This is a genomic window from Ruegeria sp. N10 (assembly GCF_056531545.1).
In genome coordinates this window covers 38,169-58,169 of sequence record NZ_JBQFLY010000002.1, presented here as the reverse complement: position 1 = coordinate 58,169, position 20,001 = coordinate 38,169, and the positions used below count along the sequence as shown (strand labels likewise).

22 protein-coding genes are annotated in these 20,001 nt (G+C 58.7%); 20 read left to right on the top strand and 2 right to left on the bottom strand.

What is annotated here, in order from left to right; all coding sequences use genetic code 11:
* Nucleotides 1-2: 2 nt before the first annotated feature.
* Nucleotides 3-1,355, bottom strand: coding sequence for a bifunctional UDP-N-acetylglucosamine diphosphorylase/glucosamine-1-phosphate N-acetyltransferase GlmU (gene glmU / locus ACR0JI_RS03630; protein WP_480493835.1), 1,353 nt, complete (start codon nt 1,353-1,355; stop codon nt 3-5).
* A 134-nt stretch (nt 1,356-1,489) separates the two neighbouring features.
* On the opposite strand from glmU, the gene ACR0JI_RS03625 reads away from it, so the two are divergent.
* The 3 genes from ACR0JI_RS03625 (at nt 1,490) to ACR0JI_RS03615 (ending at nt 4,719) form a co-directional block, all read left to right on the top strand.
* A complete protein-coding gene (locus ACR0JI_RS03625) occupies nt 1,490-2,161 on the top strand; it encodes an HAD-IA family hydrolase (RefSeq protein ID WP_480476059.1) in 672 nt (223 codons plus the stop codon).
* Between the two features lie 39 nt (nt 2,162-2,200).
* The gene (locus ACR0JI_RS03620) at nt 2,201-3,391 is read left to right on the top strand and encodes a DegT/DnrJ/EryC1/StrS family aminotransferase (RefSeq protein WP_480476061.1); all 1,191 of its coding nucleotides are present in this window, start codon (nt 2,201-2,203) and stop codon (nt 3,389-3,391) included.
* A gap of 164 nt (nt 3,392-3,555) precedes the next feature.
* Complete coding sequence (locus tag ACR0JI_RS03615) at nt 3,556-4,719, top strand: isovaleryl-CoA dehydrogenase (protein WP_267362877.1); 1,164 nt, start codon at nt 3,556-3,558, stop codon at nt 4,717-4,719.
* Nucleotides 4,720-4,769: 50 nt separating this feature from the next.
* On the opposite strand, the gene ACR0JI_RS03610 is transcribed toward ACR0JI_RS03615, so the two are convergent.
* The gene (locus ACR0JI_RS03610) at nt 4,770-5,375 is read right to left on the bottom strand and encodes an OmpW/AlkL family protein (RefSeq protein ID WP_209504463.1); all 606 of its coding nucleotides are present in this window, start codon (nt 5,373-5,375) and stop codon (nt 4,770-4,772) included.
* Between the two features lie 136 nt (nt 5,376-5,511).
* Here ACR0JI_RS03610 and ACR0JI_RS03605 point away from each other — a divergent pair, with 136 nt between their 5' ends.
* The 17 genes from ACR0JI_RS03605 to ACR0JI_RS03525 all read left to right on the top strand — a co-directional run bounded on the left by ACR0JI_RS03605 (nt 5,512) and on the right by ACR0JI_RS03525 (nt 19,969).
* Nucleotides 5,512-7,038 carry an AMP-binding protein gene (locus ACR0JI_RS03605; RefSeq protein ID WP_480493836.1) on the top strand — a complete coding sequence of 509 codons (1,527 nt, stop codon included), beginning with the start codon at nt 5,512-5,514 and terminating at the stop codon, nt 7,036-7,038.
* Entirely contained in the window at nt 7,035-7,595 is a 561-nt protein-coding gene (locus ACR0JI_RS03600) for a lysozyme inhibitor LprI family protein (RefSeq protein ID WP_480493837.1), read from the top strand. Before ACR0JI_RS03605 ends, ACR0JI_RS03600 begins: the two co-directional genes overlap by 4 nt.
* On the top strand, nt 7,592-9,199 hold the full coding sequence (locus tag ACR0JI_RS03595; RefSeq protein WP_480493838.1) for a carboxyl transferase domain-containing protein: 1,608 nt from the start codon (nt 7,592-7,594) through the stop codon (nt 9,197-9,199). The genes ACR0JI_RS03600 and ACR0JI_RS03595 overlap by 4 nt, the downstream gene beginning before the upstream one ends.
* A gap of 1 nt (nt 9,200) precedes the next feature.
* The gene (locus ACR0JI_RS03590) at nt 9,201-9,626 is read left to right on the top strand and encodes an ASCH domain-containing protein (RefSeq protein WP_480493839.1); all 426 of its coding nucleotides are present in this window, start codon (nt 9,201-9,203) and stop codon (nt 9,624-9,626) included.
* 3 nt (nt 9,627-9,629) lie between these two features.
* Nucleotides 9,630-11,561, top strand: a complete 1,932-nt coding sequence (locus tag ACR0JI_RS03585; RefSeq protein WP_480493840.1) for an acetyl/propionyl/methylcrotonyl-CoA carboxylase subunit alpha — start codon at nt 9,630-9,632, stop codon at nt 11,559-11,561.
* A 78-nt stretch (nt 11,562-11,639) separates the two neighbouring features.
* A complete protein-coding gene (locus ACR0JI_RS03580; RefSeq protein WP_480493841.1) occupies nt 11,640-12,491 on the top strand; it encodes a hydroxymethylglutaryl-CoA lyase in 852 nt (283 codons plus the stop codon).
* A gap of 1 nt (nt 12,492) precedes the next feature.
* Entirely contained in the window at nt 12,493-13,275 is a 783-nt protein-coding gene (locus tag ACR0JI_RS03575; protein ID WP_480493842.1) for a crotonase/enoyl-CoA hydratase family protein, read from the top strand.
* 193 nt (nt 13,276-13,468) lie between these two features.
* Nucleotides 13,469-13,834: an NADH-quinone oxidoreductase subunit A gene (locus tag ACR0JI_RS03570; protein ID WP_480493843.1), complete on the top strand. Its 366-nt coding sequence runs from the start codon at nt 13,469-13,471 to the stop codon at nt 13,832-13,834.
* On the top strand, nt 13,825-14,358 hold the full coding sequence (locus tag ACR0JI_RS03565) for a NuoB/complex I 20 kDa subunit family protein (RefSeq protein WP_209504454.1): 534 nt from the start codon (nt 13,825-13,827) through the stop codon (nt 14,356-14,358). Before ACR0JI_RS03570 ends, ACR0JI_RS03565 begins: the two co-directional genes overlap by 10 nt.
* 12 nt (nt 14,359-14,370) lie before the next feature.
* Nucleotides 14,371-14,976 (top strand): NADH-quinone oxidoreductase subunit C, encoded by a 606-nt coding sequence (locus tag ACR0JI_RS03560; protein WP_267362853.1) that lies wholly within the window; start codon nt 14,371-14,373, stop codon nt 14,974-14,976.
* A complete protein-coding gene (locus tag ACR0JI_RS03555) occupies nt 14,976-15,149 on the top strand; it encodes a hypothetical protein (RefSeq protein WP_010442775.1) in 174 nt (57 codons plus the stop codon). Before ACR0JI_RS03560 ends, ACR0JI_RS03555 begins: the two co-directional genes overlap by 1 nt.
* A gap of 123 nt (nt 15,150-15,272) precedes the next feature.
* Nucleotides 15,273-16,496, top strand: a complete 1,224-nt coding sequence (locus ACR0JI_RS03550; RefSeq protein ID WP_209504451.1) for an NADH-quinone oxidoreductase subunit D — start codon at nt 15,273-15,275, stop codon at nt 16,494-16,496.
* Nucleotides 16,496-17,596, top strand: a complete 1,101-nt coding sequence (gene nuoE / locus ACR0JI_RS03545; protein ID WP_480493844.1) for an NADH-quinone oxidoreductase subunit NuoE — start codon at nt 16,496-16,498, stop codon at nt 17,594-17,596. The genes ACR0JI_RS03550 and nuoE overlap by 1 nt, the downstream gene beginning before the upstream one ends.
* A gap of 30 nt (nt 17,597-17,626) precedes the next feature.
* A complete protein-coding gene (locus ACR0JI_RS03540) occupies nt 17,627-17,848 on the top strand; it encodes a DUF5337 domain-containing protein (protein WP_209598087.1) in 222 nt (73 codons plus the stop codon).
* 12 nt (nt 17,849-17,860) lie between these two features.
* The gene (gene nuoF / locus ACR0JI_RS03535; RefSeq protein ID WP_480493859.1) at nt 17,861-19,159 is read left to right on the top strand and encodes an NADH-quinone oxidoreductase subunit NuoF; all 1,299 of its coding nucleotides are present in this window, start codon (nt 17,861-17,863) and stop codon (nt 19,157-19,159) included.
* Nucleotides 19,160-19,164: 5 nt separating this feature from the next.
* Complete coding sequence (locus ACR0JI_RS03530) at nt 19,165-19,581, top strand: MAPEG family protein (protein WP_480493845.1); 417 nt, start codon at nt 19,165-19,167, stop codon at nt 19,579-19,581.
* A gap of 37 nt (nt 19,582-19,618) precedes the next feature.
* Nucleotides 19,619-19,969: a hypothetical protein gene (locus tag ACR0JI_RS03525; protein WP_480493846.1), complete on the top strand. Its 351-nt coding sequence runs from the start codon at nt 19,619-19,621 to the stop codon at nt 19,967-19,969.
* Nucleotides 19,970-20,001 lie beyond the last annotated feature (32 nt).

Below are 20,001 nucleotides of genomic sequence, written 5' to 3'. Positions count from 1 at the left end.
TCTCAGGCCTCGTTATCGCGGCGAGCCTTCTTCGCCTTCAACATATCAAACAGTTTTCGCGCGTAGCCGGGTTTGTTTTCCTGCTTGGCACGCGCCACGGCCAACGCCTCGGGCGCCACGTCTTTGGTCACCACGGTGCCTGTCGCTGTCATTGCGCCATCGCCCACCGTGACCGGGGCCACGAGCATGGTATTGGAGCCGATAAAGACATTCGCACCAATGGTGGTTTTGTGCTTCATCACGCCATCATAGTTGCAGGTGATTGTTCCCGCGCCGATATTCGTCGCAGCACCCACTGATGCGTCCCCGATATAGCTGAGGTGGTTGACCTTCGCGCCTTCGGCGATTTCTGCATTCTTGATCTCGACGAAATTGCCAACCCGCGTGTTTTCGGCCAGTTCCGCACCGGGGCGCAGCCGCGCGTAGGGGCCGACAATGGCGCCGCGACTGACATGGCACCCTTCCAGATGGGAAAAGGCTCGGATGGTCGCACCGCTTTCGACGGTCACTCCGGGGCCGAAGACCACGTTGGGTTCGATTACTGTGTCACGCCCAATCACAGTGTCTGCAGCCAGGTATACCGTTTCCGGTGCCATCAATGTGACACCCATATCCAGCAGTTCTGCCCGCGCGCGTGCCTGAAATACGGCGTCGGCGGCGGCCAGATCTGCGCGTGAGTTCACGCCCAGCGTCTGCGCCTCGTCACAGGCGACGGCGGTTACGTTCAGACCGCGGTTGCGGGCGATCTCAACTACGTCTGTCAGATAGTATTCGCCTGAGGCATTGTTGTTTTCAACGTCGTCAATCAGCGAAAAAAGCAACCGGGCATCACAGGCCAAAAGGCCCGAGTTGCAAAATGTTATGGCGCGCTCTTCATCTGATGCGTCTTTAAATTCGACAATGCGTTCCAACGTGTCGCCATTCATGACCAACCGGCCATAGCGGGCCGGATCAGCCGCTTTGAACCCAAGGATGACCAGGTCATTTCGGGACCGTGCCTCGACCATCCGCTCCAGCGTATCGGGTTGTAAAAACGGGGTGTCGCCGTAAAGAACTACGATATCACCGTCGAACCCGTCCAGTGCTGTCCGGGCCTGACCAACCGCATGGGCTGTACCCAATTGTTCCTCCTGAACGGCTATCCGGGCATCTTCGTCTTCGTCCTGAGCAACCTTTGCTACAGCTTCGGACCCGTGGCCGGTGACGATCACCGTGCGTTCGGGCGACAAAACAGACCCTGCACGCATCGCGTGAACAAGCATCGGAGCCTGAGCGATGGGATGTAGGACTTTGGGAAGGTCCGAATTCATCCTGGTGCCTTTTCCGGCGGCAAGGATGACAAGGGCAATGGTCATGAAATCGTTTTCTCTTTGTGTTTTGTTGCCGACCGTTTTATCCGCTGGGGGCAAAGGCGCAAGCTGTTCGGCCATCAAACAAGATTGCCGATTGAAACAGGACACGGCGAAAACCTGCCGAAACAGGAGGCAACATGCGGACCGTCATCTTCGATCTGGACGGCACTTTGGCGGATACATCAGGCGATTTGCTGGCGGCAGCGAACCATTGTTTCCGCGAAATGGGGCATGGTGATGTGCTGGTCCATGGGCAGGATGCAGGCATCGCGCTGCGTGGCGGGCGCATGATGTTAACCCAAGGGCTGAAACGCGTTGGAGCTTACGACGAGGACACCGTTCAGGCCTATTATCCGGTTCTGCTTGAGGCTTACGCGCAAGATATCAACACCCACACAAGTTTCTATCCGGGAGCGTTGCAGGCCGTCGAGATGCTGAGTAACGCGGGCTACGGTGTCGGCATTTGCACCAACAAGCCGGAACATCTGGCCGAATTGTTACTGACGCGCATGGGAGTGCGGGATCGTTTTGCCTCGTTGGTAGGTGCGGATACGCTGCCGGTGCGCAAGCCGGACCCGGCCCCTCTGCGCGAGGCTGCGCGACGGGCCGGGGGAGATCCAGCCTGGTGCGTGCTGATCGGAGATTCGGATACCGATCGCAATACCGCCCGAGCGGCAGGGGTCCCATCGGTTTTGGTGACTTTCGGGCCGTCAGGGGAGGACATGGCAGCGCTGGAGCCCGAAGCCCTGCTGCATCACTTTGACGACTTGCCCGATCTTGTGCCTGATCTGATCGGTGCGGCAGCCTGAAACCTTGACCGGACCCTGTCGGAGATCCAGAAAAAGACCATGACGGAAACATTCATTGGTAATTTCACGCAGCAGGAACCCCTTCCAGACGACGCAATCGAGGCAGCGCTGGCTGTCCTGCGTCACGGGCGGCTGCATCGCTATAACGTGGTCCCCGGTGAGTTGGGGGAAACGGCCCTGTTGGAACAGGAGTTTGCTGCACAGATGGGGGCCAAGTATTGCTTGGCGGTTTCCTCTGGCGGTTATGCGCTTGCCACCGCGTTGCGGGCCGTCGGTGTGCAGCCGGGCGACCCGGTTCTGACCAATGCGTTCACTCTGGCTCCGGTGCCGGGATCAATTGCATCGGTCGGAGCGCGGGCGATCTTTGTCGGCGTCACCGAAAACCTGACCATCGATCTGGAGGATCTTGAGGGCAAACTGGATCAGGCCCGTGTCCTGATGCTCAGCCATATGCGAGGGCATCTGTGTGACATGGATCGTCTGATGCAGATGTGTGACGCGGCAGGCGTTATCGTGATCGAGGACTGCGCACACACGATGGGCGCGGCCTGGCGTGGTCAGTTGTCGGGGCGGCAGGGGGCGATCGGGTGTTATTCCTGCCAGACCTATAAGCACGTGAACTCGGGCGAGGGCGGTTTGCTGGTTACTGATGACGCGGAACTGGCGGCCAAGGCCACAATGCTGTCGGGGTCATACATGCTGTATGAACGCCATCTGGCAGCGCCGGGACCTGAAGTGTTCGAGCGGATAAAGTACACCACACCCAATGTGTCCGGTCGCATGGACAATTTGCGTGCCGCCATCCTACGCCCTCAGTTGCGGGATCTGGACCGGCAGGTGACACGGTGGAACGAGCGCTATCGCGAGATCGAGACCGGGCTGCGCGGCACTCCGGGCCTGACGATTGTCGAGCGACCCGAAGAGGAAACCTATGTCGGGTCTTCGATCCAGTTCCTGCTGTTGGATTGGTCGCCTGAGCGGATAGCCGACGTTATCAGCCGTTGCGCCGCGCGTGGGGTCGAGATCAAATGGTTTGGCGGGGCTGAGCCAACAGGGTTCACGTCGCGCTATGACAGCTGGAGATATTTTGAAAGCGAACGAATGCCGGAAAGTGATCGTGTTCTGGCAGGCATCATGGATATGCGTGTGCCGCTGACCTTTTCACTGGAGGATTGCCAAGTGATCGCGCGCATCATCCGAGCCGAAGTGGGCGCAGTTTATCAATCCTAGCAAAACAGAGTGCGCTTTCAGCGCGCACTCGACCCTTGAGAGCGCCGCCCGGTTTGGGCGGCGTTTCGCGTTTTGGTCCGGGCTTTCACAAAGATTGACCGAAGACAGATTCGCTGTTAGAGATTTATTGAACACTTGTTCATTAATGCGGAGGGAGGACACAGATGTTCATGGCCACGATGAAGTTTGATCTGGGTGAGGATGTGAACGCCCTGCGCGAGATGGTGCATCGGTGGGCGCAGGAGCGTGTCAAGCCGATGGCGGCTGAGATTGATGCCAAGAACAGCTTTCCGAATGAACTGTGGAAAGAAATGGGAGAGCTTGGTCTTTTGGGTGTCACCGTGCCAGAAGAATACGGCGGTGCGGGCATGTCCTATTTGGCGCATACAATTGCTGTCGAAGAAGTTGCGCGCGCTTCTGCCTCGGTTTCGCTGTCTTATGGGGCGCATTCCAACCTGTGTGTGAACCAGATCAAGCTGAACGGTACGGAAGAGCAGAAACAGAAATACCTGCCGCGCCTAGTATCGGGAGAACATGTGGGTGCGCTGGCGATGTCGGAACCTTCCGCAGGTTCGGACGTGGTGTCGATGAAGCTGCGGGCGGAAAAACGCAACGACCATTACCGACTGAACGGCAACAAGTACTGGATCACAAACGGGCCAGACGCGGATACACTGGTGGTTTATGCCAAGACAGACCCCGATGCCGGATCGAAGGGTATTACTGCATTTCTGATTGAAAAAGAGATGAAGGGTTTTTCGACTTCACCCCATTTCGACAAGTTGGGGATGCGCGGGTCGAACACGGCTGAACTGATCTTTGAAGATGTCGAAGTGCCGTTCGAGAACGTATTGGGAGAAGAGGGCAAGGGCGTAGCCGTGCTCATGTCAGGTCTGGACTATGAGCGCGTGGTTCTGGCCGGGATCGGAACCGGCATCATGGCCGCCTGTCTGGATGAGGTGATGCCGTATCTGGCCGAGCGCAAGCAATTCGGCAAACCGATTGGCAGCTTCCAACTGATGCAGGGCAAGATTGCCGACATGTATACCGCGATGAACTCGGCACGGGCCTATGTCTATGAGGTGGCCAAGGCCTGTGATCGAGGAGACGTCACTCGGCAGGACGCAGCGGCGTGCTGTCTTTACGCATCCGAACAGGCGATGGTTCAGGCGCATCAGGCGGTTCAGGCGCTGGGCGGGGCAGGGTTTCTGTCGGATGCACCGGTCAGCCGGATTTTCCGGGACGCCAAGCTGATGGAGATCGGCGCAGGCACCAGCGAGATTCGACGGATGCTGATCGGCCGGGAAATGATGAACGAAATGCGCTGAACAAAAACGCCCCGCAGACGAGGTTGCAGCGGGGCGTTTCGATCAAAGGATCAGAAGCGATGAACGTAGGAAATACCGACCAGCCAAGGGTCGATGTTTGCAGTGCCAATATCGGCTCCGTTCAGCGTGACGTCCGAGTCGATGTCGAACCAGCGCACATTCAGACGGACCGCACCTTTGTCGGTGATCATATAGTCGAGACCGGCTTGCAGCGATACGCCGAAGGAATCATCGACCTTGAGGTTGCCAAGGGCAGATTGCTCGTCAAAGAAGATGGTATAGTTCAGACCGGCACCGACATAGGGCTTCCAGGCGCTATTGGTCGGGAAGTGATAGTTCAGCGACAAGGTGGGCGGCAGATGTTTGACGCTGCCAGCGTCCACGCTTCCGCCCAAAGTGACGTTATGTTTGAACGGGGTCGCGGCCAGCAGCTCGATCCCCAAATTGTCCTGGATGAAATACTCGGCGGTGAAGATCGGGCGCGTATCCGAGTCGATATCGGCGCTAAGGCCGGCCAGAGTTCCGTTGTTGGATTTCGGGTCCAGGTACCCCACACCGATACCGAGAGTCCAATCCCCCTGAGATTGGGCAAACGCAGGGGCGGCCAGAGCCACCAACGCGGTGGAAAGAGTCAAAGCGGCGAGTTTCTTGGTCATTGTCTTGCCTTTGGTTTCGTTGATGACCTTGGTGTTGCAGCGACTGAATTTGCCCACTCTGATCTGCATCAAGTAAACGTGAAAGAACTGGCTGCAGATGAATCGATAAGTGTAGGAAATATAGGGAATAATCACCGTGCTAAGCGCTGAGCGCATACCGGGTTTGCGCCCGGATGGAGGCTGGGATCTGCCGGACAGTCTGAACATGGCGCAGCAGTGCCTGCGGCATGCGGGGGATCGGGTTGCGCTGATCGATTTAACCGGACCGGACCCGCAGCGCATCAGCTATGCGCAGCTGTCGCAAATGACGGACGGAATAGCCCGAGCATTATTGCGCCATGTGCAGCCCGGTGATCGCGTTGGAGTATTGCTAAGCCAATCTCCCTGGTGCGCGGCGGCCCATCTGGCGATCTGGAAGATCAGGGCTGTGTCGGTCCCTTTGTTCAAACTGTTCAAGCAGGACGCGTTGCGGTCGCGGGTCAGTGACGCAGGTGTCCGGATTGTGCTGACCGACGCCGAAGGGGCTGATCTGTTGGGTGATCTGGCTGCGCCTTTGATCGCGTCGGAAATTGGCGAGGAAGGCCTTGCTGTACCATTCGCCGCGACCAGCCCAGATGATCCGGCAGTGTTGATCTACACCTCGGGCACCACCGGCAGCCCGAAGGGCGCGCTGCATGGACACCGGGTTCTGACCGGGCATCTGCCGGGAGTTTCGATCAGCCATAATCACTTGCGCGAAGGTGACTGTCTTTGGACCCCGGCGGATTGGGCGTGGATCGGCGGGCTGTTCGATGTGCTGATGCCGGGTCTTGCGCTGGGCATTCCGGTCGTTGCCGCGCGGCTTGAGAAATTCACCCCCGAGGCCTGCGCTGACATCATCGCGCGTGGCGGGGTGCGGAACGTCTTTTTCCCACCAACGGCGCTGCGAATGCTCAAGGCAGCAGATCAGGTGATCCCCGGTCTGCGCTCGGTCGCGTCCGGGGGTGAACCGCTGGGTGCCGAAATGCTGGCATGGGGACAGAAGGCGTTCGGCCTGACGATCAACGAGTTTTACGGCCAGACCGAGTGCAACATGGTCGTATCCTCCTGCGCCGAAGATTTCCCTGTGCGCCCCGGCTGTATCGGCCAACCGGTGCCGGGGCATGAGGTTGCGGTGATTGATGAGGACGGAAACCCGACCGGGGACGAGGGCGACGTCGCCATCCGGCGCGGCTCGGCCTCGATGCTGCTGGAATACTGGAACCGCCCCGAAGCGACCGCAGACAAGTTTCGCGGCGACTGGCTGATCACCGGCGACCGCGGCGTGTGGGAGGGCGACTATCTGCGATTTGTCGGTCGGGACGATGACGTGATCACGTCCGCTGGGTATCGCATCGGCCCCGCCGAGATCGAGGATTGCCTGCTGACCCACCCGGCGGTGGCGACGGTGGGTGTGGTCGGAAAACCTGACCCGCTGCGGACCGAGATCGTGAAGGCCTATGTGGTGTTGAAACCGGGTGCTGCGGCGGCGGAGCAGGAGTTGCAGGACTGGGTCAAGAACCGTTTGGCGCACTATTCCTATCCGCGCGAGGTGGAAATCTTGGGGGAACTGCCGATGACGGTGACGGGGAAGGTGATCCGAAAGCAATTGAAGGCGCGGGCGGCGGGGGAATTGAGAAAATGAGCCGTTTCAACTCGTCAAATATGCTTCGTATTGTATCGGGTTTCTCATTGACCGTTTCGCTAACTTTCTCTGGAGGTAAGGCAGCAGTTGGGGATTCCGAAAATCTGATCTTCCTACCTTATGATGCAATGAAACAAGACGTTGTATCCTGTATGGAAAACGAGGACTTTCTAGGCGAACCAGAGTCCTGTGCTCGAGTATCATTCGAAACTTGTATGAAAGACTGGCAAGTTCCTGCCTCTCGCTCCAAAGCAGCTAGCTGCATCCATCATGAATATCTTATCTGGAGAGAGCAGTACCAAGAGGTTCTGTTAAACATGCTGTACACGGCGCAAAGTACCGATCGCGATGCAGCGACGGATGCAAGCCCAAACATTGATGCCTTCGCCCAGATAATAAGTATTGAGAGCCAATGGCAGCAGTTACGTGAAAGCGAGTGTAGATATGCGATGAGTCTGGCGGCTGGCGGAACCGCCGGAAACACGATTTACCCAGTATGCCTAGCTGAATTCACGGCGCAGCGTATTGCGCTCCTCAATGCTCGGAGAAGAAAATGAAACTCACATCCAAAGCCATGCCCGGCTCCGAGGGCTTCAAGACAAACCGCGCCGCTCATCTTGATGCGCTGGCGCAAATCTCTGCTGCTGCCGAAGCGGCCCGCATGGGCGGGGGCGAGAAATCCCGCGCGCGGCATGAATCTCGGGGCAAGATGTTGCCGCGCAGGCGGGTGGCGAACCTGCTTGATCCTGGGTCTCCGTTTCTGGAAATCGGGGCGACGGCGGCGCATGGGATGTATGGTGATGCAGCACCCTGTGCCGGGGTGATTGCGGGCATCGGCCGGGTGCAGGGGCGCGAGGTCATGGTGGTGTGCAACGATGCCACCGTGAAGGGCGGCACCTATTATCCGATGACCGTCAAGAAGCACCTGCGCGCGCAGGAGATTGCCGAGGAAAACCATCTGCCCTGCATCTATCTGGTCGACAGTGGCGGCGCGAACCTGCCCAATCAGGATGAGGTGTTCCCCGACCGCGACCATTTTGGGCGTATCTTCTACAATCAGGCGCGGATGAGCGCGAAGGGTATCCCTCAGATTGCCGTGGTTATGGGGTCGTGCACGGCGGGTGGGGCCTATGTTCCAGCAATGTCCGATGTGACGATCATCGTGAAGGAACAGGGCACGATCTTTCTGGCAGGGCCACCTTTGGTCAAGGCTGCAACGGGTGAGGTTGTCAGCTCCGAGGATCTGGGCGGTGGCGATGTGCACACGCGCCTGTCGGGTGTGGCAGATTATCTGGCCGAAGATGATGCGCATGCGTTGGCATTGGCCCGCCGCGCGGTTGGGTCATTGGGCGGTGCCGCGCTGAAGCCCGGCCTACAGTTCGAAGCACCTGAGGAGCCTGCTTATGATCCGGATGAAATTCTGGGTGTCGTTCCCGCCGACTTGCGCACGCCCTATGACATCCGTGAAGTGATCGCACGGCTGGTCGATGGCTCTCGGTTTGATGAGTTCAAACCCCGCTTTGGGGAGACACTGGTGACCGGCTTTGCCCATGTCAAAGGGTGCCCAGTCGGGATCATTGCCAACAATGGCGTGCTGTTCTCGGAGGCCGCGCAAAAGGGCGCGCATTTTGTTGAGCTGTGTTCGCAGCGCAAAACGCCCCTGGTCTTCCTGCAGAACATCACCGGCTTTATGGTAGGCCGCAAATACGAGAACGAGGGGATCGCCCGCCACGGCGCCAAGATGGTGACGGCGGTTGCAACGACGAGCGTTCCCAAGATCACGATGCTGGTCGGCGGCTCGTTCGGGGCCGGGAACTACGGCATGGCGGGGCGGGCCTATCAGCCGCGTTTCCTGTGGACGTGGCCGAACTCTCGGATTTCGGTGATGGGGGGCGAGCAGGCAGCTGGTGTTCTGGCGACAGTCAGGCGCGATGGGATCGAACGACAGGGCGGCACGTGGACCGCCGAGGAAGAGGCCGAGTTCAAGCGACCGACGCTGGAGATGTTCGAAGAGCAATCGCACCCGCTATATGCCTCGGCCCGTCTCTGGGACGATGGCATCATCGACCCGCGCAAAAGCCGCGATGTGCTCGCCTTGTCGCTGAGTGCGGCGCTGAATGCCCCGATTGAGGAGACACGTTTCGGCGTGTTCAGGATGTAAGATGAACGTTTCATTGAATGACGTCATGGCCCGCTATCCTGGTGCCCAGACTTTCAAGTTTGGTGACAATGCCCGGCTGAGTGCTGAACTGCTGGCTCTGGTACGATCAGGGCGGAAAACGGCAACCTGCGGTGCGTTGCGCGACTATCCCGAAGGTAGCCCTGACACTCCTGTTGTCGGGCGGAGAGACATTGCGCTGGATTGGGATGATCGTCCGGCCTTGGTGATCGAAACGGTCGACGTCTCGACCTGCCGATACTGCGACGTAACCGAGGATTTCGCGTTGGCAGAGGGCGAAAATGAAACGCTCGAGGGATGGAGAGAGGGGCATCGCCAGTATTTCGAACGCAATGGCGGGTTTGATCCCGAGATGGAGCTGCTGTGCGAACGATTTCGCCTTGTCGAAGATCTGGCGGTTGAGGGGTAAGCTATGTTCAACAAAATCCTGATTGCCAACCGGGGCGAGATCGCTTGCCGGGTTATGGAAACCGCTCAGAGGATGGGCGTGTCCTGTGTGGCTGTTTATTCCGATGCGGACGCTGCGGCCAAGCATGTGCAGATGGCGGATGAGGTCATTCATATCGGCGGCCCCGCCCCGGGGGAAAGCTATCTGAAGGGCGATGTGATTATTCAGGCTGCGCTGGATACGGGCGCGCAGGCGATCCATCCCGGTTATGGCTTCCTGTCAGAGAACCCCGATTTCGTCGACGCGGTCGAGGCTGCGGGTTTGACCTTTATCGGCCCATCAGCGGATGCGATCCGCAAAATGGGCCTCAAGGATGCGGCCAAGGTGTTGATGGAACAGGCTGGCGTGCCCGTGGTGCCTGGCTATCACGGCGACAATCAGGATCCCGAACATTTGGCGGGTGCGGCGGATGCGATTGGGTATCCGGTGCTGATTAAGGCCGTTGCAGGCGGCGGCGGTAAAGGTATGCGTCTGGTCGAACGCCCCAAGGATTTCCGTTCCGCATTGGACAGCGCACGCGGCGAAGCCAAAACCGCTTTTGGCAATGACGCTGTGCTGGTCGAGAAATTCGTGGCCAAACCCCGCCATATCGAAGTGCAGGTATTTGGTGACGGTACCCATGCGGTGCATCTGTTCGAACGCGATTGCTCGTTGCAACGCCGCCATCAGAAAGTGATCGAAGAGGCACCAGCCCCGGGCATGACTTCTGAGATGCGGGAGGCGATGGGGCAGGCCGGTGTGCGCGCCGCCGAGGCGATCGGGTACAAGGGTGCAGGCACGGTGGAGTTCATCGTCGATGCCTCGGACGGGCTGCGCCCCGACAGATTCTGGTTCATGGAGATGAACACCCGCCTGCAGGTGGAACACCCGGTTACAGAGGCCATCACCGGCATCGATCTGGTGGAATGGCAGTTGCGCGTTGCAGCAGGAGAGAGCCTTCCCAGGCAACAGGATGATCTGTCGATCTCGGGTCACGCCTTCGAGGCCCGGCTTTATGCCGAGGATGTACCAAAAGGGTTCTTGCCGGCGACAGGTACACTGACTCATCTGGTTTTCCCGGCCAACTGCCGTGCGGATAGTGGCGTTCGCGCAGGTGACACGATCAGCCCCTGGTATGACCCGATGATTGCCAAAGTGGTGGTGCACGGTCCGACCCGCGCCGTCGCGCTTGAGACGTTGAACCGAGTGCTGCGGGAGACCGAAGTGGCGGGCACCGTTACGAATCTCGCCTTTCTGGGAGCGCTGACCCGCCATGACGGATTTGCCTCGGGCGATGTGGATACGGGCCTGATCGGGCGCGATCTTGACGGGTTGGTGCGGAAATCGCCGACTTCGGCCACAACCGCAGTTGCGGCTGCTATGACCGCACTGGATTTGGTTAATGTCACGCCTGACACCGGGTTTTCGCTCTGGGCTCCGTTGCATCGGGCGGTGCAGCTGTCCGATCAGGGAGAGGTTTTTGATCTGGACGTGCAGGTCGACGGGTCGGATCGCCAGCTTTGGCAGCTGGGCGAACACCGTGTCGTGGCCGAGCGGATCTCGGGGCAGTGGACGCTGAACGGCGCACCGATGCCGCGGGTCGCTGTCAGCGGAACAACTTTGACCGTATTTACCGACTACGGTCACAGTTTCGACGTTATCGACCCGCTGGACCGGGATGCCAGCGCGACGGGTGACACCAACGTGATCGAGGCGCCGATGCCGGGTCTGGTCAAGGCAGTTTTTGCCACCGCGGGGCAGACCGTTCAGGAAGGCGACCGTTTGGCCATTCTGGAAGCGATGAAAATGGAGCATTCGTTGCTGGCCGCGCGCGATGGTGTGGTGGCCGAGGTGCTGGTCGAAGATGGCGCGCAGGTCGAGGCTGGGGCAGCTTTGGTGCGTTTGGAAGAAGAGTGATCTGTACCCGCGCGGCTTGACGTGCCACGGTCGCGCGATCCGTATTTGGAATGAGAACAAGCCATAAGGGGTTCTGACATGGGTGATCTGGTCGAAATCTACGAAGTTGGACCGCGCGACGGGCTACAAAACGAAACGCGTGAGATACCGGTTGCCGACAAGGTGGCGCTGATCAATTGCCTCAGTCGCGCCGGGATTCGACGGATCGAAGTTGCAAGCTTTGTCTCTCCCAAATGGGTGCCTCAAATGGCGGGGTCGGCGCAGGTTCTGGCCGGTATTACCCGCGCGGACGGCGTGCGCTACGCGGCGTTGACGCCGAATATGCGCGGGTATGAGGATGCGCTGGCCGCCAAAGCGGATGAGATTGCCATTTTTGCGTCGGCTTCCGAGGGGTTTTCCAAGGCAAACATCAATGCCTCGATCGCCGAGTCAATCGAACGGTTCACGCCGATTCTCGAAGCGGCGCGTCATATCGACCTTCCGGTTCGCGGCTACGTCTCTTGCGTGACGGATTGCCCCTATGATGGCCCGACCCCGCCCGAGAAAGTCGCCGAAATTGCCGACCGGTTGTTTGCGTTGGGCTGTTACGAGGTGTCATTGGGGGACACGATCGGGCAAGGCACGCCAGACAAGATTGCGCATATGCTTCTGGCGGTTCGGGAAAGGGTTCCTGTGACGCGGCTTGCCGGGCATTTTCATGACACCAATGGGCGTGCAATCGACAATATCGATGCGGCACTTTCGCTGGGTGTGCGTGTGTTCGACGCGGCCGTGGGTGGGCTTGGCGGTTGCCCATATGCTCCGGGGGCTGCGGGTAATGTCGCGACTGAAACCGTTGCAGCGCATTTGCACCGGTTGGGCTATCAAACCGGTCTGGATATCGATGTGGTCGAAGAGGCCGCGCAGATGGCCAAGGCGTTGAGAGGCTAACATGTTCGAAACAATCTCGATTTCAGCAGACGAACGCGGTGTTGCCACGTTAACTCTGGACCGGGCGGAAAAGCACAACGCGCTCTCGGGTCAGATGATTGCCGAGCTGACACAGGCCGCGTCGCAACTGGGTCAGGATGGCTCTGTCAGGGTGGTCGTTCTGGCCGCTGCGGGAAAGACGTTTTGCGCCGGTGGTGATCTGGGATGGATGCAGGACCAAATGGCGGCTGACAAGGCGACGCGATTTGTCGAAGCGCGCAAGCTGGCCGAGATGTTGCAGGCGTTGAACACAATGCCCAAACCCCTGATCGGGGCACTACAAGGCAACGCCTTTGGCGGAGGCGTTGGGATGGCCGCCGTGTGCGATGTTGCCATCGGTGTAGATAGTCTGAAGATGGGACTGACCGAGACCCGGCTGGGGCTGATTCCGGCGACAATCGGCCCTTATGTTATCGCTCGTATGGGTGAGGCGCGGGCACGGCGTGTGTTCATGTCGGCCCGGTTGTTCGATGCGCCCGAAGCGGTTGATCTGGGGTTGCTGGCAAAGGCTGTGCCCCCCGAGCAGCTTGCGGCCGCGATAGAAGATGAAGTCCGGCCCTACCTTTCGTGCGCGCCGGGGGCGGTTGCATCTGCCAAGGCACTGGTTCGAACTCTGGGACCTCGTATTGATGATGCCACAATCGACCAGACCATCAACGAACTGGTCGAACGCTGGGAAACGGAAGAGGCGCGTGAAGGGATCGCGGCGTTCTTCGAAAAACGTAAACCTGCATGGAATAAGTAAGTTTACCAAGTTTCCGCAAGCCAATGCAAAACGCGCGAAATGCGATTCTATGCCGCGCTGTCAAGCGTATGTTTGATGGTGAACGGGGCTGTGTTCGGTTGACCCTCTGACCCGGCGGGGATAGAGAATGTCCAGTCAACACGCCAATTGACGGCGCACCCGACAAGATGCGTGCGCAAGAAAGGAGCTATTCGTGGAAGACCTGCTGCGGGAGTACCTCCCGATTCTGGTGTTTCTGGCCGTTGCCGTAGGCCTTGGAATCGTCCTGATTCTTGCCGCCGTTGTACTGGCTGTCCGCAATCCCGACCCCGAAAAGGTCAGCGCATATGAATGTGGCTTCAACGCCTTCGACGATGCGCGAATGAAATTTGACGTCCGATTCTATCTGGTCTCGATTCTCTTCATCATCTTCGATCTTGAGATCGCATTCCTGTTTCCCTGGGCCGTCGGGTTCCGCGATATCAGCAATGTCGGCTTCTGGTCGATGATGGTGTTTCTGGCCGTGCTGACCATCGGCTTTGCCTATGAGTGGAAGAAAGGGGCCCTGGAATGGGAGTGATGACCGGTGCAAACACCGCTGGCGTCGACAAGGAAGTCGCCACCCAGGCCCTGAATGCCGAGTTGCAGGACAAAGGTTTTCTGCTGACCTCGAGCGAGGATATCATCAACTGGGCTCGTACCGGTTCGCTGCACTGGATGACTTTTGGTCTGGCCTGCTGCGCGGTTGAAATGATGCACACCTCGATGCCGCGCTATGATGCGGAACGTTTCGGCATCGCGCCACGCGCCTCTCCGCGCCAATCTGACGTGATGATCGTGGCCGGCACGCTGACCAACAAGATGGCCCCTGCGTTGCGCAAGGTTTACGACCAGATGCCCGAGCCGCGCTATGTGATCTCGATGGGGTCCTGCGCGAATGGCGGTGGTTACTACCACTATTCCTATTCTGTCGTGCGTGGCTGTGACCGGGTAGTTCCGGTGGATATTTATGTGCCCGGCTGCCCTCCGACCGCCGAGGCGCTGCTTTACGGTCTGCTACAGCTACAACGCAAAATCCGCCGCACCGGCACAATTGTACGCTGAGGGGAAGGGTAGATGAGCGAAGCACTCAAAGAACTCGGCACCCAGCTTGAACTGAAACGAGCCGATTGTGTTCTGTCCTGGGATGTGACCCATGGTGAGCTGAACGTCGATGTAGCGCCGTCGAACCTCGTGGAATTCGTAGAATTCCTGCGGTCGGACCAAAATTGCAAGTTCTCGACACTGGTGGATATCACCGGCGTCGATTACCCCGAACGCGCCAAGCGGTTCGACGTGGTGTATCACTTCCTGTCGATGTACCAGAACCAGCGCATCCGTCTGCGGGTTTCGATCCGCGAAGATGACATGGTGCCTTCGATAGTCGATATCCACCCCTCGGCCAACTGGTTCGAGCGTGAGGTGTTCGATATGTTCGGCATCCTGTTCTCGGGCCATCCAGACTTGCGGCGCATCCTGACGGACTATGGCTTCCGTGGCCATCCGCTGCGCAAGGATTTCCCGACCACGGGCTACACCGAGGTGCGTTATGACGAGGCGCAGAAACGCGTCGTCTACGAGCCGGTCAGTCTGGTGCAGGAGTACCGTCAGTTTGATTTCATGTCCCCATGGGAAGGCGCGAACTATATTTTGCCGGGGGATGAAAAGCAGGAGACCGAATAATGGGTGGCATCTGGTGGCTGATCCTGTCTGCGCTAACCATCATTCCGATGGTGAAGATTTTGCCGTTCTTCGGGATCAACAAATACTGGTGCCTTCTGTGTCTGGTTCCCTTTGGCACGATCGCGTTGTTGTGGTGGGTCGGGCTGAAACTGCAAGAGTTGGAGCGCCGCTGAGATGATGGGTGAGTTGATCATACTGGGCGCGTTAGGGGTTCTACTGGCCGGAGCTGCGGTCAAGGCGACCGAGGCGGAAAAGGTCCGGGTTCGGGCCGAAGCAAAGAAGAAACGAGGGCGTTGATGGACGGCTCAAGATACGATGACGGCAGCACGGACGCGCTGAGCGGCGAGCAGAAGATCCGCAATTTCAACATCAACTTCGGCCCGCAACACCCGGCGGCGCACGGGGTTTTGCGTCTTGTGCTTGAGCTGGACGGCGAGATTGTCGAGCGCTGCGACCCGCATATCGGCTTGCTGCACCGTGGCACCGAAAAGCTGATGGAAAGCCGGACCTATCTGCAGAACCTGCCGTATTTCGACCGTCTGGACTATGTGGCACCGATGAACCAGGAACATGCCTGGTGCCTGGCCATTGAAAAGCTGACCGGGGTCGAGGTGCCGCGCCGTGGCTCGCTGATCCGGGTTCTGTATTCCGAGATCGGGCGCATCCTGAACCACCTGCTGAACGTCACCACGCAGGCGATGGATGTGGGCGCGCTGACCCCGCCGCTTTGGGGCTTTGAAGAGCGTGAAAAGTTGATGGTGTTTTATGAGCGTGCCTGTGGCGCCCGCCTGCACGCCGCTTATTTCCGCCCCGGTGGTGTGCATCAGGACCTGCCGCCGGAATTGCTGGACGATATTGAGGCATGGAGCCACGAATTCCCTGCAGTTCTGGATGACATTGACGGTCTGCTGACCGAAAACCGCATCTTCAAACAGCGTAACGCCGATATTGGGATTGTCACCGAAGATGACATCCAGAAATACGGCTTCTCGGGCGTGATGGTCCGTGGATCGGGGCTGGCCTGGGACCTGCGCCGCGCGCAGCCCTACGAGTGCTACGACGAGTTCGAGTTCCAGATCCCCGTTGGCAAGAACGGCGACTGCTATGACCGCTATCTCGTCCGCATGGAAGAGATGCGCCAGTCGCTGCTGATCATACGTCAGGCCATCGCCAAAATCCGCGAGTGCCCCGGTGACGTTCTGGCGCGTGGCAAGATCACCCCGCCGAAACGCTCGGATATGAAGACCTCGATGGAGAGCCTGATTCATCACTTCAAACTGTACACCGAAGGCTTTCACGTTCCTGCCGGTGAAGTTTATGCCGCCGTCGAAGCCCCAAAGGGCGAGTTCGGCGTCTATCTAGTTGCTGACGGCACCAACAAACCCTACCGCGCCAAACTGCGCGCGCCGGGTTTCCTGCACCTGCAAGCCATGGACCACGTTGCCAAAGGCCACCAACTGGCCGACGTCGCCGCCATCATCGGCACTATGGACGTCGTATTTGGAGAGATTGACCGCTAATGCTCCGCCGTCTTCATCCCGAACAACCTGAAAGCTTTGCCTTCACCGCTGCCAACCAGCAATGGGCCGAAGCGCAGATTACCAAATATCCCGAAGGCCGTCAGGCCAGTGCGGTGATCCCTCTGCTGTGGCGTGCGCAGGAGCAGGAAGGCTGGCTGAGTCGCCCGGCGATTGAATCCGTCGCCGACATGCTGGGTATGGCTTATATCCGCGTGCTAGAGGTGGCCTCGTTCTACTTCATGTTCCAGCTGCAACCGGTTGGATCGGTTGCGCATATTCAGGTTTGTGGCACGACCTCCTGCATGATTTGCGGGGCCGAGGATCTGATCGCTGTCTGCAAGGAGAAGATCGCGGCCAAGCCACACGTGCTGTCCGCCGATGGCAAGCTGAGCTGGGAAGAGGTCGAATGCCTTGGCTCCTGCACCAATGCGCCGATGGCGCAGATCGGCAAGGATTACTACGAAGACCTGACCGCTGCGAGCTTTGGCAAGATCCTTGATGATCTGGTGGCGGGGAAAGTTCCGACGCCGGGCCCGCAGAATGGCCGCTATGCAGCTGAACCGCTCAAAGGGCTGACCAGCCTGACGGAGTATGACAGCGGCAATACGCAGTACAACGCCAGCGTCGAACTGGCCACCGATATTGGCGATACGGTCAAGCGTATTGATGGGACCGAGGTTCCGATCCTGACCCCTTGGTTGGGCAAGGATGGCAAAGCGGCTGCGACCAAAGCTGCACCGAAGCCGCCCAAAGCGCCAGCCCCAGCGAAACCTGCTGTGAAACAGGCCGCTGAGGCGAAGGCAGCGCAAGAGGACCAGCCCGAAACACTGACAGGCGCGCGCGACGGCAAGGCAGATAACCTGAAACTGTTGAAAGGCGTAGGCCCCAAGCTGGAGCAGACCCTGAACGAGTTGGGCTTCTTCCACTATGATCAGATCGCAGCCTGGACGCCGGAACAGGTCGCATGGGTAGATGCTCGGTTGAAGTTCAAGGGCCGGATCGAGCGCGATGGCTGGATTGAACAGGCAGCCAAGCTTGCGGCGGGTGAGGAAACCGAATTTGCCAAACGTGCCAAGGAAGATGGCACTTACGAAGACTAAACGGGTGCCCCATCGGGGCATCGGGGGATGATGGACAAGGATAAGGATCAGGCCATAGCCCGAAAGGGCCGACATATCGGCATCGTCATTGCGGTGACGATGGTGATCTGGCTTGCCATGAACCTGTTCATTGGCCCCGCGCTGGGTTTGACGGCCCGGCACGCGCTGCTGTTTGATTTTGCCGCTCTGGCGGCATTCATTTATGCGGGTGTGAACATTTTTCAACTCTGGCGCATGCGTCAGGACAGCTGAAGGTAACGAATGATGCTGAAGGATCAGGACCGGATCTTTACCAACATCTACGGGATGCACGAACGCACGCTGAAAGGCGCGCAAGCCCGCGGGCATTGGGACGGCACCGCTGGCCTGATTGAAAAGGGCCGGGACTGGATCATTCAGACAATGAAGGATTCCGGGTTGCGCGGACGCGGCGGTGCAGGCTTCCCAACTGGCCTGAAATGGTCGTTCATGCCAAAGGAAAGCGACGGTCGCCCTTCCTATCTGGTTGTGAATGCCGATGAATCCGAGCCCGGCACCTGCAAAGACCGTGAGATCATGCGCCATGATCCCCACACGTTGATTGAAGGGTGTCTGATCGCCTCTTTCGCGATGAACGCGCATACCTGCTATATCTACCTGCGCGGCGAATATATCCGCGAGCGTGAGGCATTGCAGGCCGCGATTGACGAGGCTTATGACGCGGGTCTTCTGGGCAAAAATGCCGCTGGTTCGGGCTGGGATTTCGATCTTTTCCTTCATCACGGGGCAGGGGCTTATATTTGTGGCGAGGAAACCGCCCTGATCGAAAGCCTTGAGGGCAAGAAGGGTATGCCGCGGATGAAACCTCCGTTCCCGGCGGGTGCGGGGCTGTACGGATGTCCGACCACTGTGAACAACGTGGAATCCATCGCGGTGGTGCCGACCATCCTGCGACGGGGTGCGGATTGGTTCGCTGGATTTGGTCGTCAGAACAACGCAGGTACCAAGCTGTTTGCGATCTCGGGCCACGTGAACAACCCTTGCGTCGTCGAAGAGGCGATGTCGATCCCGTTCGAACAGCTGATCGAAACCCATTGCGGCGGCATTCGCGGCGGGTGGGATAATCTGCTGGCGGTTATCCCTGGTGGATCCTCGGTTCCCTGCGTGCGCGGTGAAAACATGCGCGATGCGATCATGGATTTCGATTACCTGCGCAACGATCTGGGGTCGGGTCTGGGCACGGCAGCGGTGATTGTGATGGACAAGTCCACCGACATCATCAAGGCGATCTGGCGCCTGTCGAAGTTTTACAAGCATGAAAGCTGTGGTCAGTGTACGCCGTGTCGCGAAGGCACCGGCTGGATGATGCGTGTGATGGATCGTCTGGTGCGCGGCGAGGCTGAGCTGGAAGAGATCGACATGTTGTTTGACGTGACCAAACAGGTCGAAGGACACACGATCTGCGCCTTGGGCGATGCGGCCGCCTGGCCGATCCAGGGCCTGATCCGCAATTTCCGGGAAGAGATCGAAGACCGCATCAAGGCTCAGAAAACGGGCCGTATGGGTGCGATGGCAGCGGAGTGAACGAGATGGAAGTGTTTGCAGAATATAGCCACGCAATTGCGTCGGTTGTGCTATTCACGCTGGTTGTATTGTTTCTGGCGCCGTTTTCGGCACTGGCCAAACAAGCCAAGGGGCTGGCACCCGGTGCGACACCTGACCAGGATTATGCCGACAAGGCGTATCGTCTGAACCGGGCCTATCTGAACGGGACGGAAACACTTCCTGCGTTTGTGACAGTCATTACAGCGGCGATTCTGCTGGGCGTCAGCCCGTTCTGGGTAAACCTGCTGGCCTCGGTGGCGCTGGTTGCGCGCTTGGCGATGCTGGTGGTGCACTTGAAGGGGATCGGCAAGCCAACCAGCGGCCCGCGGACAATTTTGTATGTGATCGGATGGGCGTGCATGTTCGTGATCGGGCTTATGGCATTGGTCGCGGCGTTTTGATAGCGACGCAGCGGAACAGAAAACAAAGAGGGAAAGTATGAAGGCCCCCAAAGCCCTTATTGTTGCGCTGGCATTGGCTGGTGTTTCCGCTTGCGGTCTGGTTAAGCCGTCGGCAGATCGGCTTTTGTTTGATGGCAAGTCGTTCAGAACCAAGGCGAAGGTGGTCGACAAGAAAACCTCGCCTGCGGACTTTACGGTTGTCGTCAAAGGCGTCTCTGCTTCACTCGATGGAGCGCGCGAGGCCGGACGTCATGAAGGAACCAAATTCTGCATCCAGAACTTCGGGTCGTCTCGGATTTCGTGGACGGTGGGTCCGGATACAGACCCGCAGAACCTTAGCATCAGCAATGATCAACTGACATTTGCAGGAACCTGCCAGCGGCCATGACCGGTGTTTTTCCATATCTCTGGTGGGCGGGC

Bases quoted from the DNA above. Each gene is read 5' to 3' on its own strand.
- glmU (WP_480493835.1), bottom strand. From the start codon at position 1,355: ATGACCATTGCCCTTGTCATCCTTGCCGCCGGAAAAGGCACCAGGATG.
- ACR0JI_RS03620 (WP_480476061.1), top strand. From the start codon at position 2,201: ATGACGGAAACATTCATTGGTAATTTCACGCAGCAGGAACCCCTTCCA.
- ACR0JI_RS03540 (WP_209598087.1), top strand. From the start codon at position 17,627: ATGGACAAGGATAAGGATCAGGCCATAGCCCGAAAGGGCCGACATATC.
- ACR0JI_RS03615 (WP_267362877.1), top strand. From the start codon at position 3,556: ATGTTCATGGCCACGATGAAGTTTGATCTGGGTGAGGATGTGAACGCC.
- nuoE (WP_480493844.1), top strand. From the start codon at position 16,496: ATGCTCCGCCGTCTTCATCCCGAACAACCTGAAAGCTTTGCCTTCACC.
- ACR0JI_RS03530 (WP_480493845.1), top strand. From the start codon at position 19,165: ATGGAAGTGTTTGCAGAATATAGCCACGCAATTGCGTCGGTTGTGCTA.
- ACR0JI_RS03550 (WP_209504451.1), top strand. From the start codon at position 15,273: ATGGACGGCTCAAGATACGATGACGGCAGCACGGACGCGCTGAGCGGC.
- ACR0JI_RS03625 (WP_480476059.1), top strand. From the start codon at position 1,490: ATGCGGACCGTCATCTTCGATCTGGACGGCACTTTGGCGGATACATCA.
- ACR0JI_RS03595 (WP_480493838.1), top strand. From the start codon at position 7,592: ATGAAACTCACATCCAAAGCCATGCCCGGCTCCGAGGGCTTCAAGACA.
- ACR0JI_RS03555 (WP_010442775.1), top strand. From the start codon at position 14,976: ATGGGTGGCATCTGGTGGCTGATCCTGTCTGCGCTAACCATCATTCCG.
- ACR0JI_RS03575 (WP_480493842.1), top strand. From the start codon at position 12,493: ATGTTCGAAACAATCTCGATTTCAGCAGACGAACGCGGTGTTGCCACG.
- ACR0JI_RS03565 (WP_209504454.1), top strand. From the start codon at position 13,825: ATGGGAGTGATGACCGGTGCAAACACCGCTGGCGTCGACAAGGAAGTC.
- ACR0JI_RS03600 (WP_480493837.1), top strand. From the start codon at position 7,035: ATGAGCCGTTTCAACTCGTCAAATATGCTTCGTATTGTATCGGGTTTC.
- ACR0JI_RS03585 (WP_480493840.1), top strand. From the start codon at position 9,630: ATGTTCAACAAAATCCTGATTGCCAACCGGGGCGAGATCGCTTGCCGG.
- ACR0JI_RS03610 (WP_209504463.1), bottom strand. From the start codon at position 5,375: ATGACCAAGAAACTCGCCGCTTTGACTCTTTCCACCGCGTTGGTGGCT.
- nuoF (WP_480493859.1), top strand. From the start codon at position 17,861: ATGCTGAAGGATCAGGACCGGATCTTTACCAACATCTACGGGATGCAC.
- ACR0JI_RS03590 (WP_480493839.1), top strand. From the start codon at position 9,201: ATGAACGTTTCATTGAATGACGTCATGGCCCGCTATCCTGGTGCCCAG.
- ACR0JI_RS03580 (WP_480493841.1), top strand. From the start codon at position 11,640: ATGGGTGATCTGGTCGAAATCTACGAAGTTGGACCGCGCGACGGGCTA.
- ACR0JI_RS03560 (WP_267362853.1), top strand. From the start codon at position 14,371: ATGAGCGAAGCACTCAAAGAACTCGGCACCCAGCTTGAACTGAAACGA.
- ACR0JI_RS03525 (WP_480493846.1), top strand. From the start codon at position 19,619: ATGAAGGCCCCCAAAGCCCTTATTGTTGCGCTGGCATTGGCTGGTGTT.